This is a genomic window from Streptosporangium sp. NPDC000509 (genome assembly GCF_042898365.1).
Classification (GTDB): domain Bacteria; phylum Actinomycetota; class Actinomycetes; order Streptosporangiales; family Streptosporangiaceae; genus Streptosporangium.
The window spans coordinates 337,662-356,080 of record NZ_JBIAYX010000001.1; the positions used below are offsets into that span (position 1 = coordinate 337,662).

Annotated in this window: 18 protein-coding genes; 7 read left to right on the forward strand and 11 right to left on the reverse strand. The window is 71.9% G+C overall.

The window, feature by feature from the left end:
* Positions 1 to 8: 8 nt before the first annotated feature.
* The 4 genes from ACFY3D_RS01215 to ACFY3D_RS01230 are packed head-to-tail and all read left to right on the forward strand — an operon-like array spanning position 9 to position 3,841.
* Positions 9 to 2,000 (forward strand): protein kinase, encoded by a 1,992-nt coding sequence (locus ACFY3D_RS01215; protein WP_389973344.1) that lies wholly within the window; start codon positions 9 to 11, stop codon positions 1,998 to 2,000.
* On the forward strand, positions 1,997 to 2,830 hold the full coding sequence (locus ACFY3D_RS01220) for an AraC family ligand binding domain-containing protein (protein ID WP_389973347.1): 834 nt from the start codon (positions 1,997 to 1,999) through the stop codon (positions 2,828 to 2,830). Before ACFY3D_RS01215 ends, ACFY3D_RS01220 begins: the two co-directional genes overlap by 4 nt.
* A 22-nt stretch (positions 2,831 to 2,852) precedes the next feature.
* Entirely contained in the window at positions 2,853 to 3,533 is a 681-nt protein-coding gene (locus tag ACFY3D_RS01225) for an AzlC family ABC transporter permease (RefSeq protein ID WP_350948134.1), read from the forward strand.
* Complete coding sequence (locus ACFY3D_RS01230; protein WP_362895421.1) at positions 3,530 to 3,841, forward strand: AzlD domain-containing protein; 312 nt, start codon at positions 3,530 to 3,532, stop codon at positions 3,839 to 3,841. Before ACFY3D_RS01225 ends, ACFY3D_RS01230 begins: the two co-directional genes overlap by 4 nt.
* Here the strand turns inward: ACFY3D_RS01230 and ACFY3D_RS01235 are convergent.
* Complete coding sequence (locus ACFY3D_RS01235) at positions 3,810 to 4,958, reverse strand: sensor histidine kinase (RefSeq protein ID WP_389973350.1); 1,149 nt, start codon at positions 4,956 to 4,958, stop codon at positions 3,810 to 3,812. The genes ACFY3D_RS01230 and ACFY3D_RS01235 overlap by 32 nt on opposite strands.
* A complete protein-coding gene (locus ACFY3D_RS01240) occupies positions 4,958 to 5,644 on the reverse strand; it encodes a response regulator transcription factor (protein ID WP_389973353.1) in 687 nt (228 codons plus the stop codon). The genes ACFY3D_RS01235 and ACFY3D_RS01240 overlap by 1 nt, the downstream gene beginning before the upstream one ends.
* A gap of 121 nt (positions 5,645 to 5,765) precedes the next feature.
* Here ACFY3D_RS01240 and ACFY3D_RS01245 point away from each other — a divergent pair, with 121 nt between their 5' ends.
* Positions 5,766 to 7,949 (forward strand): MMPL family transporter, encoded by a 2,184-nt coding sequence (locus ACFY3D_RS01245; protein ID WP_389973356.1) that lies wholly within the window; start codon positions 5,766 to 5,768, stop codon positions 7,947 to 7,949.
* A gap of 282 nt (positions 7,950 to 8,231) precedes the next feature.
* Here ACFY3D_RS01245 and ACFY3D_RS01250 read toward each other — a convergent pair whose 3' ends face one another.
* From ACFY3D_RS01250 to ACFY3D_RS01290, 9 genes are read right to left on the reverse strand one after another with little or no spacing between them, the layout of a single operon-like run.
* Positions 8,232 to 9,452, reverse strand: coding sequence for a beta-ketoacyl synthase N-terminal-like domain-containing protein (locus tag ACFY3D_RS01250; RefSeq protein ID WP_389973359.1), 1,221 nt, complete (start codon positions 9,450 to 9,452; stop codon positions 8,232 to 8,234).
* The gene (locus ACFY3D_RS01255) at positions 9,449 to 10,711 is read right to left on the reverse strand and encodes a beta-ketoacyl-[acyl-carrier-protein] synthase family protein (RefSeq protein WP_389973362.1); all 1,263 of its coding nucleotides are present in this window, start codon (positions 10,709 to 10,711) and stop codon (positions 9,449 to 9,451) included. The genes ACFY3D_RS01250 and ACFY3D_RS01255 overlap by 4 nt, the downstream gene beginning before the upstream one ends.
* Complete coding sequence (locus ACFY3D_RS01260; protein WP_389973365.1) at positions 10,708 to 11,544, reverse strand: cupin domain-containing protein; 837 nt, start codon at positions 11,542 to 11,544, stop codon at positions 10,708 to 10,710. Before ACFY3D_RS01260 ends, ACFY3D_RS01255 begins: the two co-directional genes overlap by 4 nt.
* A gap of 31 nt (positions 11,545 to 11,575) precedes the next feature.
* A complete protein-coding gene (locus ACFY3D_RS01265) occupies positions 11,576 to 11,821 on the reverse strand; it encodes an acyl carrier protein (protein WP_350948126.1) in 246 nt (81 codons plus the stop codon).
* Positions 11,805 to 12,710: an SAM-dependent methyltransferase gene (locus tag ACFY3D_RS01270; RefSeq protein WP_389973368.1), complete on the reverse strand. Its 906-nt coding sequence runs from the start codon at positions 12,708 to 12,710 to the stop codon at positions 11,805 to 11,807. Before ACFY3D_RS01270 ends, ACFY3D_RS01265 begins: the two co-directional genes overlap by 17 nt.
* On the reverse strand, positions 12,707 to 13,927 hold the full coding sequence (locus ACFY3D_RS01275) for an FAD-dependent monooxygenase (RefSeq protein WP_389973371.1): 1,221 nt from the start codon (positions 13,925 to 13,927) through the stop codon (positions 12,707 to 12,709). The genes ACFY3D_RS01270 and ACFY3D_RS01275 overlap by 4 nt, the downstream gene beginning before the upstream one ends.
* The gene (locus tag ACFY3D_RS01280) at positions 13,924 to 14,448 is read right to left on the reverse strand and encodes an antibiotic biosynthesis monooxygenase family protein (protein WP_389973374.1); all 525 of its coding nucleotides are present in this window, start codon (positions 14,446 to 14,448) and stop codon (positions 13,924 to 13,926) included. Before ACFY3D_RS01280 ends, ACFY3D_RS01275 begins: the two co-directional genes overlap by 4 nt.
* Positions 14,445 to 15,191, reverse strand: coding sequence for an SDR family oxidoreductase (locus ACFY3D_RS01285; protein ID WP_389973377.1), 747 nt, complete (start codon positions 15,189 to 15,191; stop codon positions 14,445 to 14,447). The genes ACFY3D_RS01280 and ACFY3D_RS01285 overlap by 4 nt, the downstream gene beginning before the upstream one ends.
* A complete protein-coding gene (locus tag ACFY3D_RS01290; protein ID WP_389973380.1) occupies positions 15,188 to 15,670 on the reverse strand; it encodes a SchA/CurD-like domain-containing protein in 483 nt (160 codons plus the stop codon). Before ACFY3D_RS01290 ends, ACFY3D_RS01285 begins: the two co-directional genes overlap by 4 nt.
* A gap of 895 nt (positions 15,671 to 16,565) precedes the next feature.
* Here ACFY3D_RS01290 and ACFY3D_RS01295 point away from each other — a divergent pair.
* Positions 16,566 to 17,597 (forward strand): sensor histidine kinase, encoded by a 1,032-nt coding sequence (locus tag ACFY3D_RS01295; RefSeq protein WP_389973383.1) that lies wholly within the window; start codon positions 16,566 to 16,568, stop codon positions 17,595 to 17,597.
* Positions 17,576 to 18,250 (forward strand): response regulator transcription factor, encoded by a 675-nt coding sequence (locus tag ACFY3D_RS01300; RefSeq protein WP_350948119.1) that lies wholly within the window; start codon positions 17,576 to 17,578, stop codon positions 18,248 to 18,250. The genes ACFY3D_RS01295 and ACFY3D_RS01300 overlap by 22 nt, the downstream gene beginning before the upstream one ends.
* Positions 18,251 to 18,419 lie beyond the last annotated feature (169 nt).

Genomic DNA, 18,419 nt, shown 5'->3' on the forward strand with positions numbered 1-18,419 from the left:
GGCGGGGGATGGCGGAAAGCAGGGTGGCGGGCCGCTACAGGCTGCTCGAACACATCGGCGAGGGCGGCATGGGCATCGTCTGGCGTGCCCACGACGAGCTCCTCGACCGGGTGGTGGCCGTCAAGGAGGTCCGCTACCGGGGGGTCGACGAGGCCGCGCGCACCGACCTGAACCGGCGGACCATCCGCGAGGCGAGGACCGCGGGGCGCCTCGACCATCCCTCCGTGATCATCGTGCACGACGTCGTCGAGGAGGACGGGCGGCCCTGGATCGTCATGCAGCTGGTCCGGTCCCGGTCGCTGGGTGAGATCGTCCGTTCGGGCGGACCGCTCCCGCCGGAGCGGGTCGCCTCGGTCGGGCTGCACGTGCTGGGCGCGCTGCGGGCCGCGCACGCCGCGGGGGTGCTGCACCGCGACGTCAAGCCGGAGAACGTGCTGCTCGCCGACGACGGCCGGGTGGTGCTGACCGATTTCGGCATCGCCTCCATGACGCAGGAGACCGGCATCACCCGTACGGGCGCGATGGTCGGCACCCCCGCCTTCCTGCCTCCCGAGCGGCTGCACGGGATGCCCGCCACCCCCGAGTCGGACCTGTGGTCGCTGGGGGCGACGCTGTACGCCGCGCTGGAGGGCCGCCCACCGTTCGAGCGGGCCACGGCCGCCGCCACCATGATGGCGGTCCTGCACGGCGAACCGAGTCCCATGAGCCATTCCGGCCCCCTGTCGGCGGCGATCCTCGGCCTCCTGGCGAGGGATCCCGCCGCCCGGATGGTCCCCGACCAGGCCGAGGCCCTGCTCGGCCGCGCCGCCGCCGCCGGCTCCCCGGCCTCCCCCGGGCCGCTCTCCGGGCAGGCGCCGCACTCCGGGCAGCGGGCGTACGGCTCGCCCGGCTTCCAGACCGACCCGCCGCGCACCGGCCCGTCACCGCTTCAGGACGCGTGGCGGCCGACGTACGGGAATTCCCCTGGCGGTTTCGGGCAGCCTCGCCACCCGTCCGCGCCCCCGCCCCCCGAGCACTTCCCCCCGGTGGCCCGCACCCACCCCGAGCACTCCCCGTACCCGGCGGGGGGCCCTCAGCCCGAGCAGTCCCGCCCTCCGGCGGCCCATACCCGGCCCGAGCAGCCGCCGTACGCGCAGCCCTACACACATCCCGGCCACTCCTCGTCCGTGCCCTCCGAGCCGTATACGCACCCCGAGCCGTACACACACCCCGACCAGTCCTCATACACACACCCCGAGCAACCTCGGCACGCGCGTCCCGAGCAGCAGGCGTACGGCTCGGAGCCCTGGACGAGGCGGGAGCAGCCCACCGACACGGGGGCCGCGCCCGCGCGGCGGACCGGGGCGCGACGCCTGGCCCTCCTGGCCGGGGTGCCCGCGCTCGCGGTGACGGTCGGGGTCGGCGCGTGGCTGGTCCTGAGGAATCCCGGTACCCCGGTCGACACGGGCGGCCGGGCCGGCGTCACGGCCCCGATCACCGACCCCACCCCCGCCGCGTCGCCCGAGGCGACCCCCACCCGGGATGCGACCCCGACGGCGACGCCGCGTCCGTCCAGGATCATCCCCTCGGGCTGGCGGCTGCACCGCGACCCGATGGGATTCTCCATCGCGGTGCCCGGAAACTGGCAGGTCAAGCGGTTCTCCGGCCGTGACCGGGTGGAGTTCCGTGCCCCCGGCGCGAGCGACAGCTTCCTGTGGATCGAGTCGACCGAGGACCCGGAGAAGGACCCGGAGAGGCACTGGGAGAAGGTGGAGCGGGCCGGGGTCGCCGAGAACGTCTGGCCGGGCTACCGGCGGGTCGGTATCACCGCGCTGACGTACCAGGGGGTGCCGGCCGCCGACTGGGAGTTCACCTACCTCAAGAACGGGGTCCGCACCCGCGTCCTGGACCGGGGATTTCGCACCCGCGACGGCAAACCGTACGCGATCTACTGGGAGAGCCCGGACGCCAGGCGGTCCGGATCGCTCTTCGCCGCGTTCACCAACACCTTCCGGCCATGAGCGGCCCGGAGAGCGCGCGCTTCTGGCGCACCCCGGCCCTGCCCGGGGTGGACCTCCTCAAGGCCAGGTACGTGACCCACCGCTTCCCGCCGCACGCGCACGAGAGCTACGCGATCGCGCTGGTTCTGTCCGGAGTGGAGGAGTTCGCCTACCGGGGCACCGTCCACCGCGTGGGGCCGGGCAGCCTGAGCATGCTCAACCCCGACGAGGTGCATGACGGCCACGCGGGCGTCCCCGGCGGCTGGTCCTACCGGGTGCTGTATCCCTCGGTCGAGTTCGTCTCCGGGATCGCCGCCGAGCTGATGGCCGGGCACGGCACCCCCTGCTTCCCCGAGACCGTCACCTACCACCGGCCCACCGTCGCGCTGCTGCGGGCCGCGCACGACGCCGCGGAGGGTGGTGACGACCTCGCCTCCTCGACGCTGGCCCGCACGGCCTTCGCCGCCCTGCTCAGCCACCACGCCGCCCGCCGCCCTCCGGAGGCGCCGCGCTGGAACGACGACCCGGCGGTGCGCCGGGCCCGGGAGATCCTGCACGAGCGGCTCGTCGATCCGCCCACGATCGAGGACCTGGCGCGGGCGGTGGGCACCGGGCCCTTCGCCCTGATCCGGGCTTTCAAGGCCGCGACGGGACTGCCGCCGCACGCCTATCTGAACACGCTGAGGATCATCCGGGCCCGGCGGCTGCTCCAGGCGGGCACACCCCCCGCCCAGGTCGCCGGGGACGTGGGATTCACCGACCAGGCCCACCTGAGCAGGCATTTCAAGCGGACGGTGGGCGTGCCACCGGCCGCGTACCAGCGCGCAGGAACGTACAAGACCGGAACGTGACCCGAACCTAGGCTCGCCTCCCATGGAAACAACCACTCGTTCCTCCGCGATCAGGGACGGACTGGGCGTGGGGATCGCCGTCGGACTGTCAGGGGTGGCCTTCGGCGCCGCGGCGGTCACCGCGGGGCTCAGCGTCGCGCAGGCGTGCGTGCTGAGCCTGTTCGCCTTCACCGGCGCCTCGCAGTTCGCCCTGGTCGGCGTCGTCGCGGGCGGCGGCAACCTGGTCGCGGGCACGGCCGGTGCGATGCTGCTCGGCGCCCGCAACAGCCTGTACGGCCTGCGCATGGCCGGGGTGCTCGGCGTCCGGGGATGGCGCAGGCCGCTGACGGCCCAGGGAGTGATCGACGAGACGACGGCGGTCGCCCTCGCCCAGCCGGACGAGGAGTCGGCCAGGACGGCGTTCTTCGTCACCTTCGTCAGCCTCTACCTGACCTGGAACGCCACCACCCTCCTCGGCGCGCTGGGCACCTCGTGGGTGGCCGACCCCTCGGCGTTCGGCCTGGACGTCGTCGGTCCCGCGGCCTTCCTCGCCATTTTGTGGCCCCGGCTCACCGGGAGCGGCGCCGAGGCCCGCGCGCTGCGCCTGATCGCGTGCGGCGGCGCGGCGGTCGCGCTGGCCGCGACCCCTTTCACCCCGCCGGGCGTGCCCGTGCTGCTCGCGTCCGTGGCCGTGCTCGCGGTGATCCTGAGGAGACCCAAGTGACCATCTGGTGGGCCGTCGTCATCACCTGCGCCGCCTGTTACGCGCTCAAGCTCGCCGGGCTGTCGGCACCGCGCCGCGTCCTCGACCACCCGGGGGTGCAGCGTTTCGCGACGCTCGTCCCGGTGGCCCTGCTGGCGGCGTTGATCGCGGTGCAGACCTTCGGCGAGGGGCAGGCGCTGCACCTCGACTGGCCGCGCACCGCGGGGATGTGCGCCGCCGTCGTGGCGCTGCTGCTGCGCGCCCCGTTCCTGGTGGTCCTCGCCGCGGCCGCCCTCGTCACCGCCGCGCTGCGCCACGTCCTGAGCTGAGGTCGAGGTCGCCCGTGCCGCGCGGGAACCGTACCCGGAAGGTGGCGCCGGCGCCGGGGCGGGAGGTCACCGTGGCGTCGCCGCCGTGCGCGGCGGCGACGGCGGCGACGATGGAGAGCCCGAGGCCCGCGCCCCCCTGGCGGGCGCCGTCGCGGGGATGACCGGCCCGGTGGAAACGCTCGAAGACCAGGGCGCCCTGCTCCTCGGTGAGGCCGGGTCCCTCGTCGGCCACCTCGACCACGGCGTACTCGTCGTCCGTCCGGATCCTGACGACCGCCGCCGTCCCCTCGGGGGTGTGGTTGAGCACGTTGGCCAGTAGGTTGCCGACGATCTGGCGGATCCTGGCGGCGTCGCCCGGCACCTCGACACGGCCCTCGCACTCCAGTGAGAGCGGCCTGAGCGGTTCGATGGCGAGGGTGTCGGCGACCGCGTCGGCGGCGAGCTCGGTGAGCTCCACCGGGACGCGCTCCAGAGGGCGGCCCTGGTCGAGGCGGGCCAGCAGCAGCATCTCGTCGACCAGGGAGCCCATCCGGGTCGCCTCGGCCTCGATCCTGCGCATCGCCTTGGCCAGGTCCTCCGGCCGGGTGTCCGCGCCGCGCCGGAACAGCTCGGCGTAACCGCGGATGGAGGCGATCGGGGTGCGCAGCTCGTGGGAGGCGTCGGCGACGAAGCGGCGCAGCCGGTCCTCCGACGCCTCCCTCTCGCGGAACGCCTCCTCGATCTGGGCGAGCATCTGGTTGAGCGCGTGGCCGAGGCGGCCCACCTCCCCGGTGATGGGCGCCGCCTCGATGCGGCGATCCAGGTTGCCTTCGCCGATCGCCGCCGCGGTCTCGACGATGCGGTCCAGCGGGCGCAGTCCCCGGCGGATCAGGTGGGTGGCGAGCAGGGTCAGGCAGACGAGCGCGAACGCCGAGGAGCCGATCATGACGAGGGCGACGCGTTCGACCAGATCGTCGGAGGCGGCCATGAGCGCCTCGGGGGTGGGCAGGACGAGCAGCCTGGCGCCGCCGTGACCACGCCAGTCCTGCAGTGCGCCGAACGTCGCCCCCGCCGCCATCCCGAGCGCGAGCGCGACCAGGCCCACGACGGTGAGCACGAGGCGGGTCCGCAGCGACATCAGTCCTCCCTCGGCAGGCGCAGGACGTATCCCACCCTGGGCACGGTGTGGATGAGCGGAGGATGCGACGCGTCGACCTTGCGGCGCAGGTAGCTGATGTAGGTCTGCACGACCCCGTCGTTGCCGCCGAAGTCGTACTCCCACACGTGGTCGAGGATCTGCCGTTTGGAGACGACCTTGCCGGCGTTGGCCGCCAGGAAGCGCAGTAGCTTGAACTCCGTCGGGGTGAGGTCGACGCGCCGGCCGTCGCGCCACACCTCGTGGGCGTCCTCCTCGATGACGAGGTCGGCGAAGGTCACCCTGCTCTCCTCGGCGCCGGCCCGCCTGGTCCTGCGCAGCACGGCGCGGATCCTCGCGATCAGCTCCTCCAGGCTGAACGGTTTGGTGACGTAGTCGTCACCTCCCACGGTGAGCCCGCCGATCTTGTCCTCCGTGGCGTCGAGGGCGGTGAGGAAGACCACGGGCACCTCGGAGCCCTTCGACCTGATCCGGTGGCAGACCTCGGTGCCGAGCACGTCAGGCAGCATCACGTCCAGGACGATCAGGTCGGGACCGAAGGTCTCGGCCAGCGACACCGCCGCGGCCCCCGTCCCCGCGATCGCCGTCTCGAACCCCTCGTAGCGAAGCGCGGTTGCGACGAGGTCGGCGAGGTAGGGCTCGTCGTCTACGACCAGTATTCGGTTCACCCGACAAGTTTCACTCGGAAGATCTTGAAAAGACCATAGAAAACTCTGTGAAGAGTGATTCACATGCCGCTCTAAGGGCGGGCACACAACCATTGAAGATCATTTTGTTGCACTGGAGGCCATGGAGAGAATCTCGGTTTTCGTACTGCGGCGCAAGGGACTGGTCGCCCTGCTGACCGTGCTGGGATTCCTGGTGGGCCTGGGCGCGACGCCGATCGCGATCCAGCGGCTCTCCGAGGAGTATTCGCATCCCGGAATGCCCGCCTTCGAGGCCAACCAGGAAATAGTCAGAATCTATGGGAATGGTGGATATCAGCGGCCATTTGTTCCAGTTGTCGTGCTTCCTGAGGGAATGCGGGCCGAAGACAACAGGGAGATCCTCGGTCGCGCCTTCGCCGCCGTCTCCGCCGAACTGCCCAAGGCCCGCGTGGTCTCCTACGCGAGCACCGGCGATCCCCGGCTGATCGGCACCGACGGCCGGACCACCTTCGGACTCGTCTTCCCCGGCACCTACTCCGACGGCAGCCCTCCGGGCGGGGGCCTCGGGGAGACACCGGACGAGAGCCCGGTCATCGTCAAGGCGATGATCCCGGTGCTGCCGGCGGGCACGAGCGTGCACGTGACGGGCCTGGACGCCCTCGCGCCGAGCGTGGACGCGGGCGGGGTGGACGTGCCCACCAAGATCGGTGTCGGCGTGCTCGCCGCGGTGGTGGTCCTGCTGCTGGTGTTCCGCTCGGCACTAGCCTTCGTACCGCTCCTCATCTCGGTCCTGTCCGTCTTCCTGTCGTTCGTCGTGATCCTGCTGCTCACGCTGGTGATGACCGTGCACGACGTGGCCCTCACCACGATGCCCCTGCTCGGCCTGGGCATCGCGATCGACTACTCGCTGCTGCTGGTGGCCCGCTGGCGTGAGGAGCGGGCGAACGGGCACCGCGGCGACGAGGCCGTGCACCGGGCCATGGCGGGCGCGGGACGGGCGGTGCTGTTCAGCGGCGCGGCGGTCGCGGTCGGCCTGGTGACCATGGTGGTGCTGCCGGTGCCGTTCCTGCGCAGCCTCGGCCTCGCCGGGATGATCATCGCGGCGACGAGCGTGGCCACCACACTCACCGTGCTGCCGGTGCTGCTCGCCCTGACCGGCCGGCGACTCGACCGCAGGCGCACCCGCGCGGGCCGGGACGGGGCTCCCTTCCAGCGCGAGGCGCGAGCCGGACGGGCCTGGTCGGCGTGGGCCCGCGGCGTGGTGCGGATGCGCCTGCTCGCCGCCCTGCTCACCGGCGGGTTGCTGACGGCGCTGACGGTGACCGCGCTGAGCGTCAACCTCGGCCTGCCCGCGAGCGGGAACCTGCTGACCACCGGCCCCGGCGCCGAAGGACTCTCCGCGCTGCGCCAGGCGGGCGTCCCCGCGGGCTCGATCACCCCGTTCGACGTCCTGGTGAGCGGTGACCCCGCCCAGGCCGCCGAACGGATCAGGAACGTGGAGGGCGTGTCCACGGTGCTCGCCCCCGACGACCCGTCCTGGCGCCGCGAGGGCACCGCCGTCATCACCGTGCTTCCGATCTCGGAGAACGGCACCGAGGCCGGCGAGGCGACCATCACCCGGGTGCGCGAGGCGGTGCCGGTCACCGCGCGCGTCGGCGGCAACGCGGCGCAGAGCATGGACTTCCAGGAGCACGCCTACGGGGCGTTTCCCTGGATGCTCGGCCTGATCGCGCTGGTCACCTTCGTCATGCTGGCGCGGGCGTTCCGCTCGCTGCTGCTGCCGCTGAAGGCGATCGCGCTCAACCTGCTCTCGCTGGGCGCGGTGATCGGCGCGATGGTGGTGCTGTGGCAGTTCGGCTGGGGAACCAGGGAACTGCTGGACATCCAGCCGACCGGCTCGATCGGCGAGTTCGTGCCGCTCGTCATCTTCGCCTTCCTGTACGGCCTGAGCATGGACTACGAGGTGTTCATCCTGGCCAGGATGCGCGAGGAGTACGACAGGTCCGGCAGCACGGAGCAGGCGGTGATCGAGGGGGTGGGCCGCACCGGCCGGCTGGTCACCTCGGCGGCGCTGATCCTGTTCGTCTCCTTCGCGGCGCTCGCCATGACCCCCGAGCTGGACGTGAAGGTGTTCGCGAGCGGTCTGGCCCTCGGCGTCTTCCTGGACGCCACCCTCATCCGCGGCGTCCTGGTCCCGGCCGTGGTCGCGATGATGGGCCGGTGGAACTGGTGGCTGCCCGTCTGGGCCGCCCGGATCCTGCGGGTGGAGCCCTCGCCGTTGAGGTGGGAGAACCCCGAGCCCACCCGAATCCCGGAACCTGTCTAGGACCCGCCTCCGGACCTGCGGCCCCGGACCACAGGTCCGGGGTGAGGGCCCGGGAGCGGGTCGACCGGGGGTGAGTGAGAGTCGGCCGGGGCCGGGGTCACCGGATCACCCCGAGAGCCGCGGATCGAGGCCGCCGGGCATAACGTTCCGGACTCGCGCCGGACGAGGGTCGGCCGGGGCCGGGGCCGGGGTCACCGGACAACGAAACGGCCACCGGCTGTGAAGCCGGTGGCCGTCCACGCTTCCCTTTCACGGACCTCGGGGAGGGTTCGTCCCGAGCCGTCAGACAGCGGTCAGCACCGCCGCGGAGTTGAAGCCGCCGGAGCCTCGGGCCACGACCAGCGCGGACGAGAGTCCTTCCACCCCCCTGGGCTCGGTGACCAGGTCCACGCCCTCGGGAGCGACGGTGCCGACGGTCGGCGGGATCACCCCTTCGGTCAGCGTCATAGCCGCCCAGGCGAGGTCGAGGGCCGCACCGCCTGAGCACAGGCGGCCGGTCATCGTCTTGGGCACCGTCACCGGCACGCGACGATCCCCGAACACCTCCCGCAGCGCCGCCACCTCAAGGGAGTCCCTGACCACGTCTCCCGCCCCGTCCGCGAAAACCACGCCGACGTCGTCCACGCCGAGCCCGGCCCGGGCGATCGCCTCGCGCATCGCCCTGGCGTACTGACGGTGGCCGGGGGCCGGGTCGCTCACGTGGTGGGCGTCGTGGGTGGAGGCGGTCCCGGCGATCTCGGCGTAGACGGTCGGGGCGCCCCGGCCCAAGGCGCTGTGCCGGTCCTCCACGATGAGGATCGCACCTCCCTCGCCGGGAACATGCCCGGCCGCGTCGGGCGCGAAGGGCCGGTAGGCCGCGGCGGGGTCGGCCGAGCGGTTCACCGTCGCCTCACCGGCCTGGCAGACGAGCGCGTACGGCGACAGCGGCGCCTCGGTGCCCCCGGTCACGACGACCTCGGTGCCCGCGCGGATCAGCCGTGCCGCCTCGGCGAGCGCGTCGATCGCCCCCGCCGCGTCCGCGACCAGCACCCCGCAGGCGCCCTTGAGCCGGTGAGCGATGGACAGCTGGCCGGTGCTCGCGGCGTAGAACCAGCCGATGGACTGGTAGGCGCTCACCGCTCGTGGCCCCTTCCGCCACAGCGTCTGGATCTCCCGCTGACCGAAGGCGTTTCCTCCCGAGGCGGCGGCGGTCACCACCGACAGGTCGAACGGATCCTCTTTGGCGGGGTCGAGGGCGGCGTCGGCCAGGGCGAGCCGGGTGGCGGCGAGGGCGAACCAGGTCCACCGGTCGGTCTGCACCAGCAGCTTGCTGTCGACGAACTCGCGCTCGTCGAAACCGGTGACCTCCCCCGCCAGCCTGACCGGCGACCCCGAGGCGTCGAACGACGTCACCGGGCCGATCCGGCTCCGCCCGGACAGGGACCCCTTCCAGTGCCCGGCCGCGCCGACACCCGTCGGGGCGACCACGCCGAGCCCGGTGATCACCGCCCTGCGGTCGCTCATCGGACCGCCCCCGGCTCAGAGAAGATCATCGCGGACTGGAACCCGCCGAAGCCGCTGCCCGCGGAGAGCGCGTGCCCGGCGGTCACCTCCCGCGCGACCAGGGGCGTGTAGTCCAGGTCGCACTCAGGGTCGGGGACGGTCAGGTTGGCCGTGGGCGGGATCACGCCCCGCTGCAGGACCAGGGCGCAGGCCGCCATCTCGATCGAGCCGATCGCACCGAGCGAGTGGCCGATCACCGACTTGATCGAGCTGATCGGCACCCGCCGGGCGTGCTCGCCGAGACTCCGTTTGTAGGCGGCCGTCTCGTGCCGGTCGTTCTGCCTGGTCCCCGACCCGTGGGCGTTGACGTAGCCGATGTCCTCGGGGTTGAGTCTCGCCTGGTCGAGCGCGTGGCCGATCGCCCTGCCCAGTTCCAGGCCGTCGGGCCGCAGCCCGGTCATGTGGAAGCCGTTGGCCCGCGCGGCGTAGCCGGTGATCTCGCAGTACACCCGGGCACCGCGCCGCCGGGCGTGCTCCAGCTCCTCCACCACCAGCACCGCCGCGCCCTCACCGAGGACGAAGCCCTTCCGCCCGGCGTCGAAGGGCCGCGAGGCCGTCTCCGGTTCGGCGTTGTCCGGGCTGGTCGCGCGGATGGCGTCGAAGCACGCCACGGTGATCGGGGAGATCGGCGCGTCCGACGCCCCCGCGAGCATCATGTCCGCCTCGCCGTCCTGGACGAGCCGGTACGCCCGGCCGATGGCGTCGATGCCGGAGGTGCAGCCGGTCGAGACGACGGCGGCCGGGCCGTTCAGGCCGAACCGGACCGCCAGCTCGGCCGCCGCGCTGGAGGGCACCAGCGCCTGGTGAACGAACGGCTTCAGGTGGCGGTGATCCACCTCCCAGTCCCTGCCGCGGTCGCTCGCGACCACGTACTCCTCCTCCAGGGTGACGGTGGCCCCGACCGCCGAGCCGAGGCTCACCCCGGCCCGCTCGGGATCGGCCGCGCCGAGGTCGAGGCCGGAGTCGGCCACCGCCTCGTCGGCGCAGGCGACGGCGAGCTGGACGAAGCGGTCCATGCGCCGGACCTCACGCGCGGTGAGACCGTGGGCGGCCGGGTCGAAGTCGACCTCGGCCGCGATCCGGGAGCGGAACGGAGACGGGTCGAAGGCGGTGATCCGGCGGACGGCCGGCCTGCCGTCCACGATCCGGTTCCAGAACCGCTCCCGGCCCACCCCGCCAGGGGCGATCACCCCGATGCCGGTGACGACGACCCGTCTCACCTTCCCACCGCCTCCGGACAGGGCTCGGTGTCCACGTGCCCGAGTTCGGGCCTCGGGGCGAGCGGGCTGAGCTGGAAGACCACGAGCGCGTCGTCGTCGCCGACGTTGGTGAGGCGGTGCCTCACCCGGCGGGGGATGAGCAGCGCCTGCTCGGCGCCGACGGTGAGCGGCTCGCCGTCGAGGTCCACCCTGAGCGTCCCGGTCGCGACGAACACGTACTCCTCGGAGTAGGGGTGGTAGTGCTCACAGACGCCCTCGCCGGGCGCCAGGCGCACGGCCCCGCAGAAGCCCGACGAGGAACCGCAGGTCGCCGGGGAGACCAGGGTGCGCAGGTCGCCGCCGCGCCTGGTGTTGGACGGCACGTCGTGAAACCCCACGACGCGCCGGCGGCGTCTCTCCACCTTCTCCTTGATCAACGACATCTGGACCGCGGAGCCGGCGTTGATCCGGCCGGTCATCTCCCGGGTGTCGACCGGCGCCTCGGGCCTCATGTGGAAGTCCTGCACCCAGCGCATGCGGGTACGGTCGGGGCCGAGCTCCTCGTAGACCCAGGTGATGTTCATGAACTCGAACGGCCCGGTCTCCACCCGGCGCGCCCTCACCGTCCAGGTGTCGCGGTCCCAGGAGCGCTCCGACACCCAGGACCAGACGCGGTCCAGCTCGTCGGGGTGCATGGTGAGCCGGAAGGTCACCGAGTCGTCCGACTCGGTGAGGACCTCCACCTTGGCGTACTCGGAGAAGAGCTCCGGCCAGGCCCGGACGTCGTTCGTCAGGTCCCAGACGAATCCGATGGGAGCGTCGATCTCGATCGTGTTGTCGGTGTGTCCGATCATGATGTGCGTTCGCCTCCTCAGAAGACGCCGGTCAGGCGCCCGTCGCCGCCAGCCGCTCGGTCACGAGTTCTCTCATCAGGGACGGCGTGGTCTGGGCCGTCAGCTCCTCCTCCACGTCCACGCCGAACCGGTCCTGGATGCGGGTGGCGATCTCCACCCTGGCCAGGGAGTCGAGGTCCAGCGCGTCGAAGGTGAGTTCCAGGGCCTCGTCCCCGGCCGCGGGGTCCAGGCCCACACAGAGCAGCAGTTCGCGTACGTTCTCATCGGTGAACGGCATCGTCATCGGCTCCTGTCGTCGGTCGGTGTCCTTCTTCGTCTCGCACTTCGTCTCGCAGGGCGTCCACCAGCCAGATCCGGGCCGAGCCGACCGTCCGGGGATCCGCCATCACCGGGACGGGACGGCCCAGCGCCCGGGCGAGGCCGGCCTGGTGGGTCACCGTGGCACGCCACCCGTACCGGGCCAGCCAGGCGGACGGGTCTTCGACGGCCGACCGCCAGGCGGCCCGGGTGGAGGCGAGCCTGCCCATCGCGGGCCGCATCTGCGGCAGTTCGGCGTACGCCTTGTTGACATGCTCGACGGCGAGCCTGCTCCCGGGGGGCGACAGCTCGGAGACCCGGCCGAGCACACGCCCCGCCTCGTCAGGCGTGAGGTACATCAGCACGCCCTCGATCAGCCAGGCGGTCGGCGCGTCCGGATCGAGGCCCGCGGACAGCAGCGCCGACGGCCAGCCCTCGCGCAGGTCGGCGGGGACGACCGCGCGATCGCAGGCGGGCCGGGCCCTTTGGTCGGCGAGCGCCTTCTCCTTGAAGGAGATCAGGTCCGGCAGGTCGACCTCGAACAGGCGGGTGCCTTCTGGCCATTTCAGCCGGAAGGCGCGGGTGTCCAGGCCTGCGGCGAGCAGGACCACCTGCCGCAGGCCCGCCTCCGCGGCCTCGCGCAGCCGGTCGTCGAAGAAGCGGGTGCGCAGGACGAAGTGCTCGGCCGCGTGCCGGCCCGCCTCACTAATCCCGGTGATCCGCCCGGCCGCGTCGGCGAGCGGGCCCGCGAGTGGATCGTCGAAGAGCCGGTCGGGCCGCGCGCTCTCCGCCTCCCGCGCCTGGGTGATCACCACCGCGGTGCGGCTCACGCCCGTGGGCAGCCCGGGCTCCCCCGCGAGTCTGGTCACGTCTCACTCCCCTCCGCCGTGAGGTCTCCGCCGCCAGCGGACCTCCCGGCTCCGATGGCGCCCGCGTCTCGGGTGAAGTCGACGGCCATGGTGAGCCGGTACGTCTCGCGGTACACCAGCCGGTCGAACGTCAGGCGCATGAACGCGTCGCGTGCCGCGCAGGCGATCGGGTGCCGCCAGCGGGTGAGCTCGCCGTTGGCCCGCGACCGCCGGACCATCCGGGTGGTGCGTTCCACCCTGCGGGCCTCGTAGGCGGCGAGTGCCGCCGGAACGTCGCCGCCCGCGAGCTCCTCGCCCAGGACGAGCGCGTCCTCGATCGCCTGTCCGGCCCCCTGGCCGAGGTTGAACGTCATCGGATGAGCCGCGTCCCCCAGCAGCGTCACCCGGCCGTGGCTCCAACGCCGCAGCGGAGGACGGTCGAAGACGTGCACCGGGGTGACGTCGTCGGCCCCGGTGGCGGCGATCAGGCCGGGAATCGGGTCGGGCCAGCCGTCGAACTCCGCGGCCAGCAGGCCGAGAGGGCTCTCGCCGAGCCGCGGCGCGACCCGGTCGCCCAGCACCCCGTCCCAGTAGACGTGGTCGTCGGAGAGCCGGTAGCAGACGAACCACCGGCCTCGGCCCCACGTGCTGAGGAAGGTGTGCTCGGGCATCCCGGAGCCGGGCAGCCTGATCACCCCCTGGAAGGCGGTGAACCCGGCGTATCGGGGCGGAGGGTCACCGGGGAGCAGTGCGGCACGTACGGCCGAGCGCAGCCCGTCCGCGCCGACGAGCAGGTCCGCCCGCTCCTCGCGGCCCTCGCCGAACCGGACGACGACGCCGTCCCCGGTCGCGGTGAAACCGGTGAACCGGAAGCCGGTCACGAGGTCGTCCCCCACCCGGTCGGCGAGGAGCGCGTGCAGGTGGGGGCGGCCGACGCCGTAGACGGGGGCGCCGAGACGCCCCGCCATGCGCGCCATCGACCACTCCGCGATCCTTCTGCCACGCGCGTCCAGAAAGCGATGCCGGTGAAGCTCGTGACCGATCTTTTCGACCTCGGGCCCCACACCGAGCGCGCGCAGTGCAAGTACGGCGTTGTGCCAGAGCACCAGGCCGTGTCCCGCCCGCGCGGCACACGGTTCGGTGACGCGTTCGTACACGGTGACCTCGGCTCCCGCGGCCCGCAGCGCCAGCGCCGCGCTCAGCCCGCCGATGCCGCCCCCGACGACGGCCACCCTCACGACGGCTCCCGCGCGACGGCGGCGGCCACGACGGCCTTCGCCTTCCCCGCGGACGGCACGGCCGCCTCCTCAGGGAGTGACACGGCCACCGCCGTCCCCCCGGCGGGCGGCGCCCCTCCGGGGACGGCATGGCCGTCCTCCGTCCCCTCCGAGAGCGGTACGGCCGCCGCCGTCCCCTCGGGAAGCGGTACGGCCGCCGTCCCCTCGGGAGACGGTAAGGCCGCCCCCGTCTCCTCGCGGATCAGGAAGCGCAGGGAACGGGCCTCGGTCATGCACTCGCGCATGGGCCCGACGAGTTCGCGGTGTTCCTCGGTCGCCTCCCAGGTGAGGAAGTCGGCCAGTTCGCGCCACTCACTGGTGATGAGCCACTGCTCGGGGTCGGTGGCCGACTGGCAGACCTGGTCCCTCAGGTGGCCGGGGACACCTGCGGACACCTGGTAGCGGATCTTCTCGTAGGCGGCCAGGAAGTCCTCTCGCCGCTCGTCGGGCACCCTGATCAGGAAGACGATCCTGGCCCTCATCGGGGACCTCCCGCACCGGGCGGCGGTCCGCCCAGCTCGGAGGTGAACTCGAACCGGCCCAGCACCGGGACGCAGCTGCCGTACAGGCCGTCCGACTCCTCGCAGGTGAGGAACCCCACGACCCTGGCGACCAGCTCGGGGGTGACGGTGTGGTCGAAGTTCATCCCGGGCCGTTCCCGGCGCTTGTCCGGTGTGTCCGCCACGGTCATGACGACCGTGTTGGCATGGATGCCGCTCCGCTTCACCTCGTGCGCGATGGAACGGACCCAGGCGACCAGGGCAGCCTTCGCGGCGGTGTAGGCCGACAGCGCGGGCAGCGGCTCACCGGCGAGCGGGGTGCTGAAGTAGACCAGCCGCGCCCCCTCGCCCAGGTACGGCAGGACCGCCTGGGTGGCGATCACCGCCGACAGGAAGTTGTCGCGCAACATCCGCTCGTAGACCCCGATGTCCGTCAGGAAGAGCGGTCCCGCCCGGAAGCCGCCGACCAGGTGGACCAGCCCGTCGAGGCGGCCGAAACGCCTGATCGCCTCCTCGGCGGCGAGGCGGGCGCCTTCGGGATCGGAGACGTCCGTGGCCAGCGTCTCGATCCGTCCGACGACCCCGTGCCGTCGCCGCAGCCCGTCGAGGCGGTCCTTGTCGCGGCCGGTGAGCAGCAGCCGGTCGCCCCGGCCGGCGAGCAGCTCGATCACGGACTCGGCGAGCTGCCCGGTCGCCCCGGTGATCAGGAAGGCCGGGGCGCTCATCGAACCGGCTCCCCTCGAACCGGATCGGCTCGGAAGGGCTCAGCCGGCTCAGCTCTGCCCGATTCCCCTCGTACCGCCTCAACCTGGACGGCCTCTGCCTGTACGGGCTCTGCCTGGACAGGCTCGCTCCTGGCCGGCCCGGCGACGCGGGTGGTCACGTGGTCCATGAGCGCCGACGCGAAGAAGGCGCGCGCTCCCCGCGGGTCGCTCATGTCGCGCGGGACCACGAGGTAGGCGTCCAGCTCGCGTTCCAGTCGCTGAATGCCCGGCTGCCTAGACAGGTGGGCCATCACACTCGGCAGATCGCCGTCGATCTCGATGACACGGACGACCGTGGTGCCGTGCATGAAGATCGACGTACTGAGCAGACGCGTCCCGTCGGAGGTCTCCCAATCCGGGGGAGCGTAATCCGACAGGAGTTTCCGCACCGCCGCCTCCGTGCCGGGCCTGATCTGGAAAGTGATCGCGCAGCGCCGCATCGGTCTCCCTTGGCCGGTGGCAGCCGTCCGCCGCCTTCTGGAACCAGCCTGTTCGCGGCGGGCCCGTCTGTCTTCCACCACGTGACCGAACCCGTCGCTCCCCCCTCGGTGGGGTCCTCTCCGCCATGGGTGGGAGCAGGCGTCCCCTCACCGCGGTGTTTCCCGGCCTCCGGTGCGGGAGCCCGCCGCCCCCTGTCCCGCGGAACACCCGGGAGCACGGGACGGGCACCCTGGACACGGAATCAGGGCCACGGGGCCGAGGGCACAGGGCCGGGGCACGGGAGCATGAAGGCGCGGGAGACCGGGAGGGCCGGGGCATCGACAGAGGTCGGAGCGAGGAGACGGAGACACCGAGGTCCAGGACACGGGCGTGGGGATCGAGGGGTGAGGGGCGCGGGGGGTGAGAGGCGCGGGGTGAGAGGGCCATTGCGCCCAGCACTTAAACCGCCTCGCCTTTTAATTCAAAACATCATCACCACAATGCCTCATTATCACGATTCACGCCACTTTACCCGCATATCCAGTCACCGCACATAATGCGATTCGGTCTGCGCACCTTAAGAACCTCCGAGACCTCTCTGTGAGAACTCATAGATCACTTGAATGCGGAGCCCGTCGATGGTATCCGCCGACAGGAGATCCTCGAATTTCCCGACGGCCCGCCCGAGAACATTTCCAGACGCGCGATCGGCGTTTCACTTACCCGGAGAATAGAATCTTAACGAAGCCTGTGACGGCCCATATAATTTGCTTGATATAGCTCCCTTTTCTGACTACGCTCACCTTTCATGGGGGAACGACGGGGCAAAACAACCCAGAAATGCAAGCACCTCTCACATCCACTGATCAGCCGATCCCAGCGGAGATCTCAACGGACCCCAACGGGGTGGGTCCGGTGAGCGACTTCTTCGGCTATCTCCTCTCCGAGCTGAGCTGGACCGACCTGTTGTGCTCCACGGCGGCCGTGATCCTGGCCACCGTGTCGGCGACGACCGATCCCCGCCAGGCCCGGATCACACCGACCCAGACCACCTCGGCCCAGACCATGCCGACCGGGAGCGAGACCAGCGCGATGCTCCGCGAGCGGCGCTGGATCGCCCGCAACCTGCACGACGGCGTGGGTCACGGCCTGACCGTCATCGCGCTCCAGGCCAGACGGCTGTCCGGCTCCTCGACGACGGGACACCAGGTGGCCCGGATCATCGAGGAGACGGCCCAGGCGACCCTGGAGGACCTGCGGGAAACACTGGCCGCCCTGCGGCACGAGCCGTCTCTCCCACGGGGGAGGCTCGACCTGGCGCCCTGGAAGGACCCGCTGGGCGACCCCGCATGGGAGCGGCCTCCGCGTGGTCCGTCTCGAAGGGAGCCGCCACGCCGTCTCTCCCGGAGGCGACCGGCGGGTGGCCTCCCCCTGGAGGAGCCTTCAGGCGGGCTCATCCGGCAGGAGCCTCGACGCGGTGACGACGGGGTGCCGCTCTCGACCAGGCTGACCGAGCTCGCCGGGCGCTTTCCTCTCCCCGACCTGGCCGTACGGCTGCGCAACATCGCCGACGAACGCCACGTGCCACCCGAGGTCGCCAAGACCGCGTTCCGTGTCGCCCAGGAGGCGCTGACGAACGCGCTCAAGCACAACGCCGGCCCGGTCCACCTGGATGTCTGCTTCGGTGACGAGCTGAGCGTCTCGGTGGTCAACGAGACGCGCCCCGGTGTGATGACCGTGGCCGCTCCTGTGCCCTTTCCCGGCAGGCGGGTTCCCGGCGAACGGGGCGGCACAGGACTGTCCGGTCTGTCCGAGCGGGTCGCGGAGCAGGGGGGCCACCTGGAGTCGGGGCCACTGCCCGGGGGCGGGTTCGCCACCCGGGCCGTCATCCCCGTCACCTCCGCCATCTCCGGAGAGGACGAGCCATGCGGAAGATCCGCGTCCTGATCGCCGACGACCAGCCGCTGATCCGCAGCGGCCTGCACGCCGTCTTCGACGGGGTGCCCGACATCGTCGTGGTCGGAGAGGCACCGCACGGGCTACAGGCGGTGCAGTCGGTCAAGTCACTCCGCCCGGACGTGGTGCTGATGGACATCAACATGCCGCGCATGGACGGCATCACCGCCACCAGGGAGATCTGCAAGCTGGGTGCCGCCTACCCCGCGAAGGTCGTGATCCTCACCATCTACGACCAGGACGAGCACGTCTTCGAGGCGCTGCGCAGCGGGGCCAGCGGCTTCATCCTCAAGCACACGCCCACCGACCGGCTGGTGGAGGCCGTGCGCGAGGTCGCCGAGGGCGACGCCCTGCTCTCGCCCTCGGTGACGCGAAAGCTCATCGACGAGTTCGCCAGGCGCCCGGTGCTCTCGGCCGCGCCGACCGCCGTGCTCGACCAGCTCACCGAGCGGGAGCGGGAGGTGTTCCGCCTGCTCGTACGTGGCTACGGCAACGACGAGATCGCACGCGCGCTCGTGCTCGGCGACAGCACGATCAAGTCGCACGTCCAGCACCTCTACCAGAAGCTCGGGGTCCGCGACCGGGTCCAGATAGTGATCTTCGCGTACGAGAACGGCCTGGTGGCGGCCACCCCTCGGGGCTGACACGGCTCAGGCGCGCGACGGCGGCCGTCTCCCCCACGGGGGGCGGCCCATTCGCGTCCGCCCATACCGCGAGGCGCCTTCCACCTAGTCCCGAAAAAACACCAAAAAGCCGAAAAGGCGCCAGGAAGAGGACCGGAAGGAAGGTCCCGAAGGGGGCCCGGAAAAGGGC

Coding starts and splice junctions, on each gene's coding strand:
- ACFY3D_RS01215 (WP_389973344.1), top strand. CDS start 9: ATGGCGGAAAGCAGGGTGGCGGGCCGCTACAGGCTGCTCGAACACATC.
- ACFY3D_RS01220 (WP_389973347.1), top strand. CDS start 1,997: ATGAGCGGCCCGGAGAGCGCGCGCTTCTGGCGCACCCCGGCCCTGCCC.
- ACFY3D_RS01225 (WP_350948134.1), top strand. CDS start 2,853: ATGGAAACAACCACTCGTTCCTCCGCGATCAGGGACGGACTGGGCGTG.
- ACFY3D_RS01235 (WP_389973350.1), bottom strand. CDS start 4,958: ATGTCGCTGCGGACCCGCCTCGTGCTCACCGTCGTGGGCCTGGTCGCG.
- ACFY3D_RS01245 (WP_389973356.1), top strand. CDS start 5,766: ATGGAGAGAATCTCGGTTTTCGTACTGCGGCGCAAGGGACTGGTCGCC.
- ACFY3D_RS01250 (WP_389973359.1), bottom strand. CDS start 9,452: ATGAGCGACCGCAGGGCGGTGATCACCGGGCTCGGCGTGGTCGCCCCG.
- ACFY3D_RS01260 (WP_389973365.1), bottom strand. CDS start 11,544: ATGATCGGACACACCGACAACACGATCGAGATCGACGCTCCCATCGGA.
- ACFY3D_RS01265 (WP_350948126.1), bottom strand. CDS start 11,821: ATGCCGTTCACCGATGAGAACGTACGCGAACTGCTGCTCTGTGTGGGC.
- ACFY3D_RS01280 (WP_389973374.1), bottom strand. CDS start 14,448: ATGAGGGCCAGGATCGTCTTCCTGATCAGGGTGCCCGACGAGCGGCGA.
- ACFY3D_RS01285 (WP_389973377.1), bottom strand. CDS start 15,191: ATGAGCGCCCCGGCCTTCCTGATCACCGGGGCGACCGGGCAGCTCGCC.
- ACFY3D_RS01290 (WP_389973380.1), bottom strand. CDS start 15,670: ATGCGGCGCTGCGCGATCACTTTCCAGATCAGGCCCGGCACGGAGGCG.
- ACFY3D_RS01300 (WP_350948119.1), top strand. CDS start 17,576: ATGCGGAAGATCCGCGTCCTGATCGCCGACGACCAGCCGCTGATCCGC.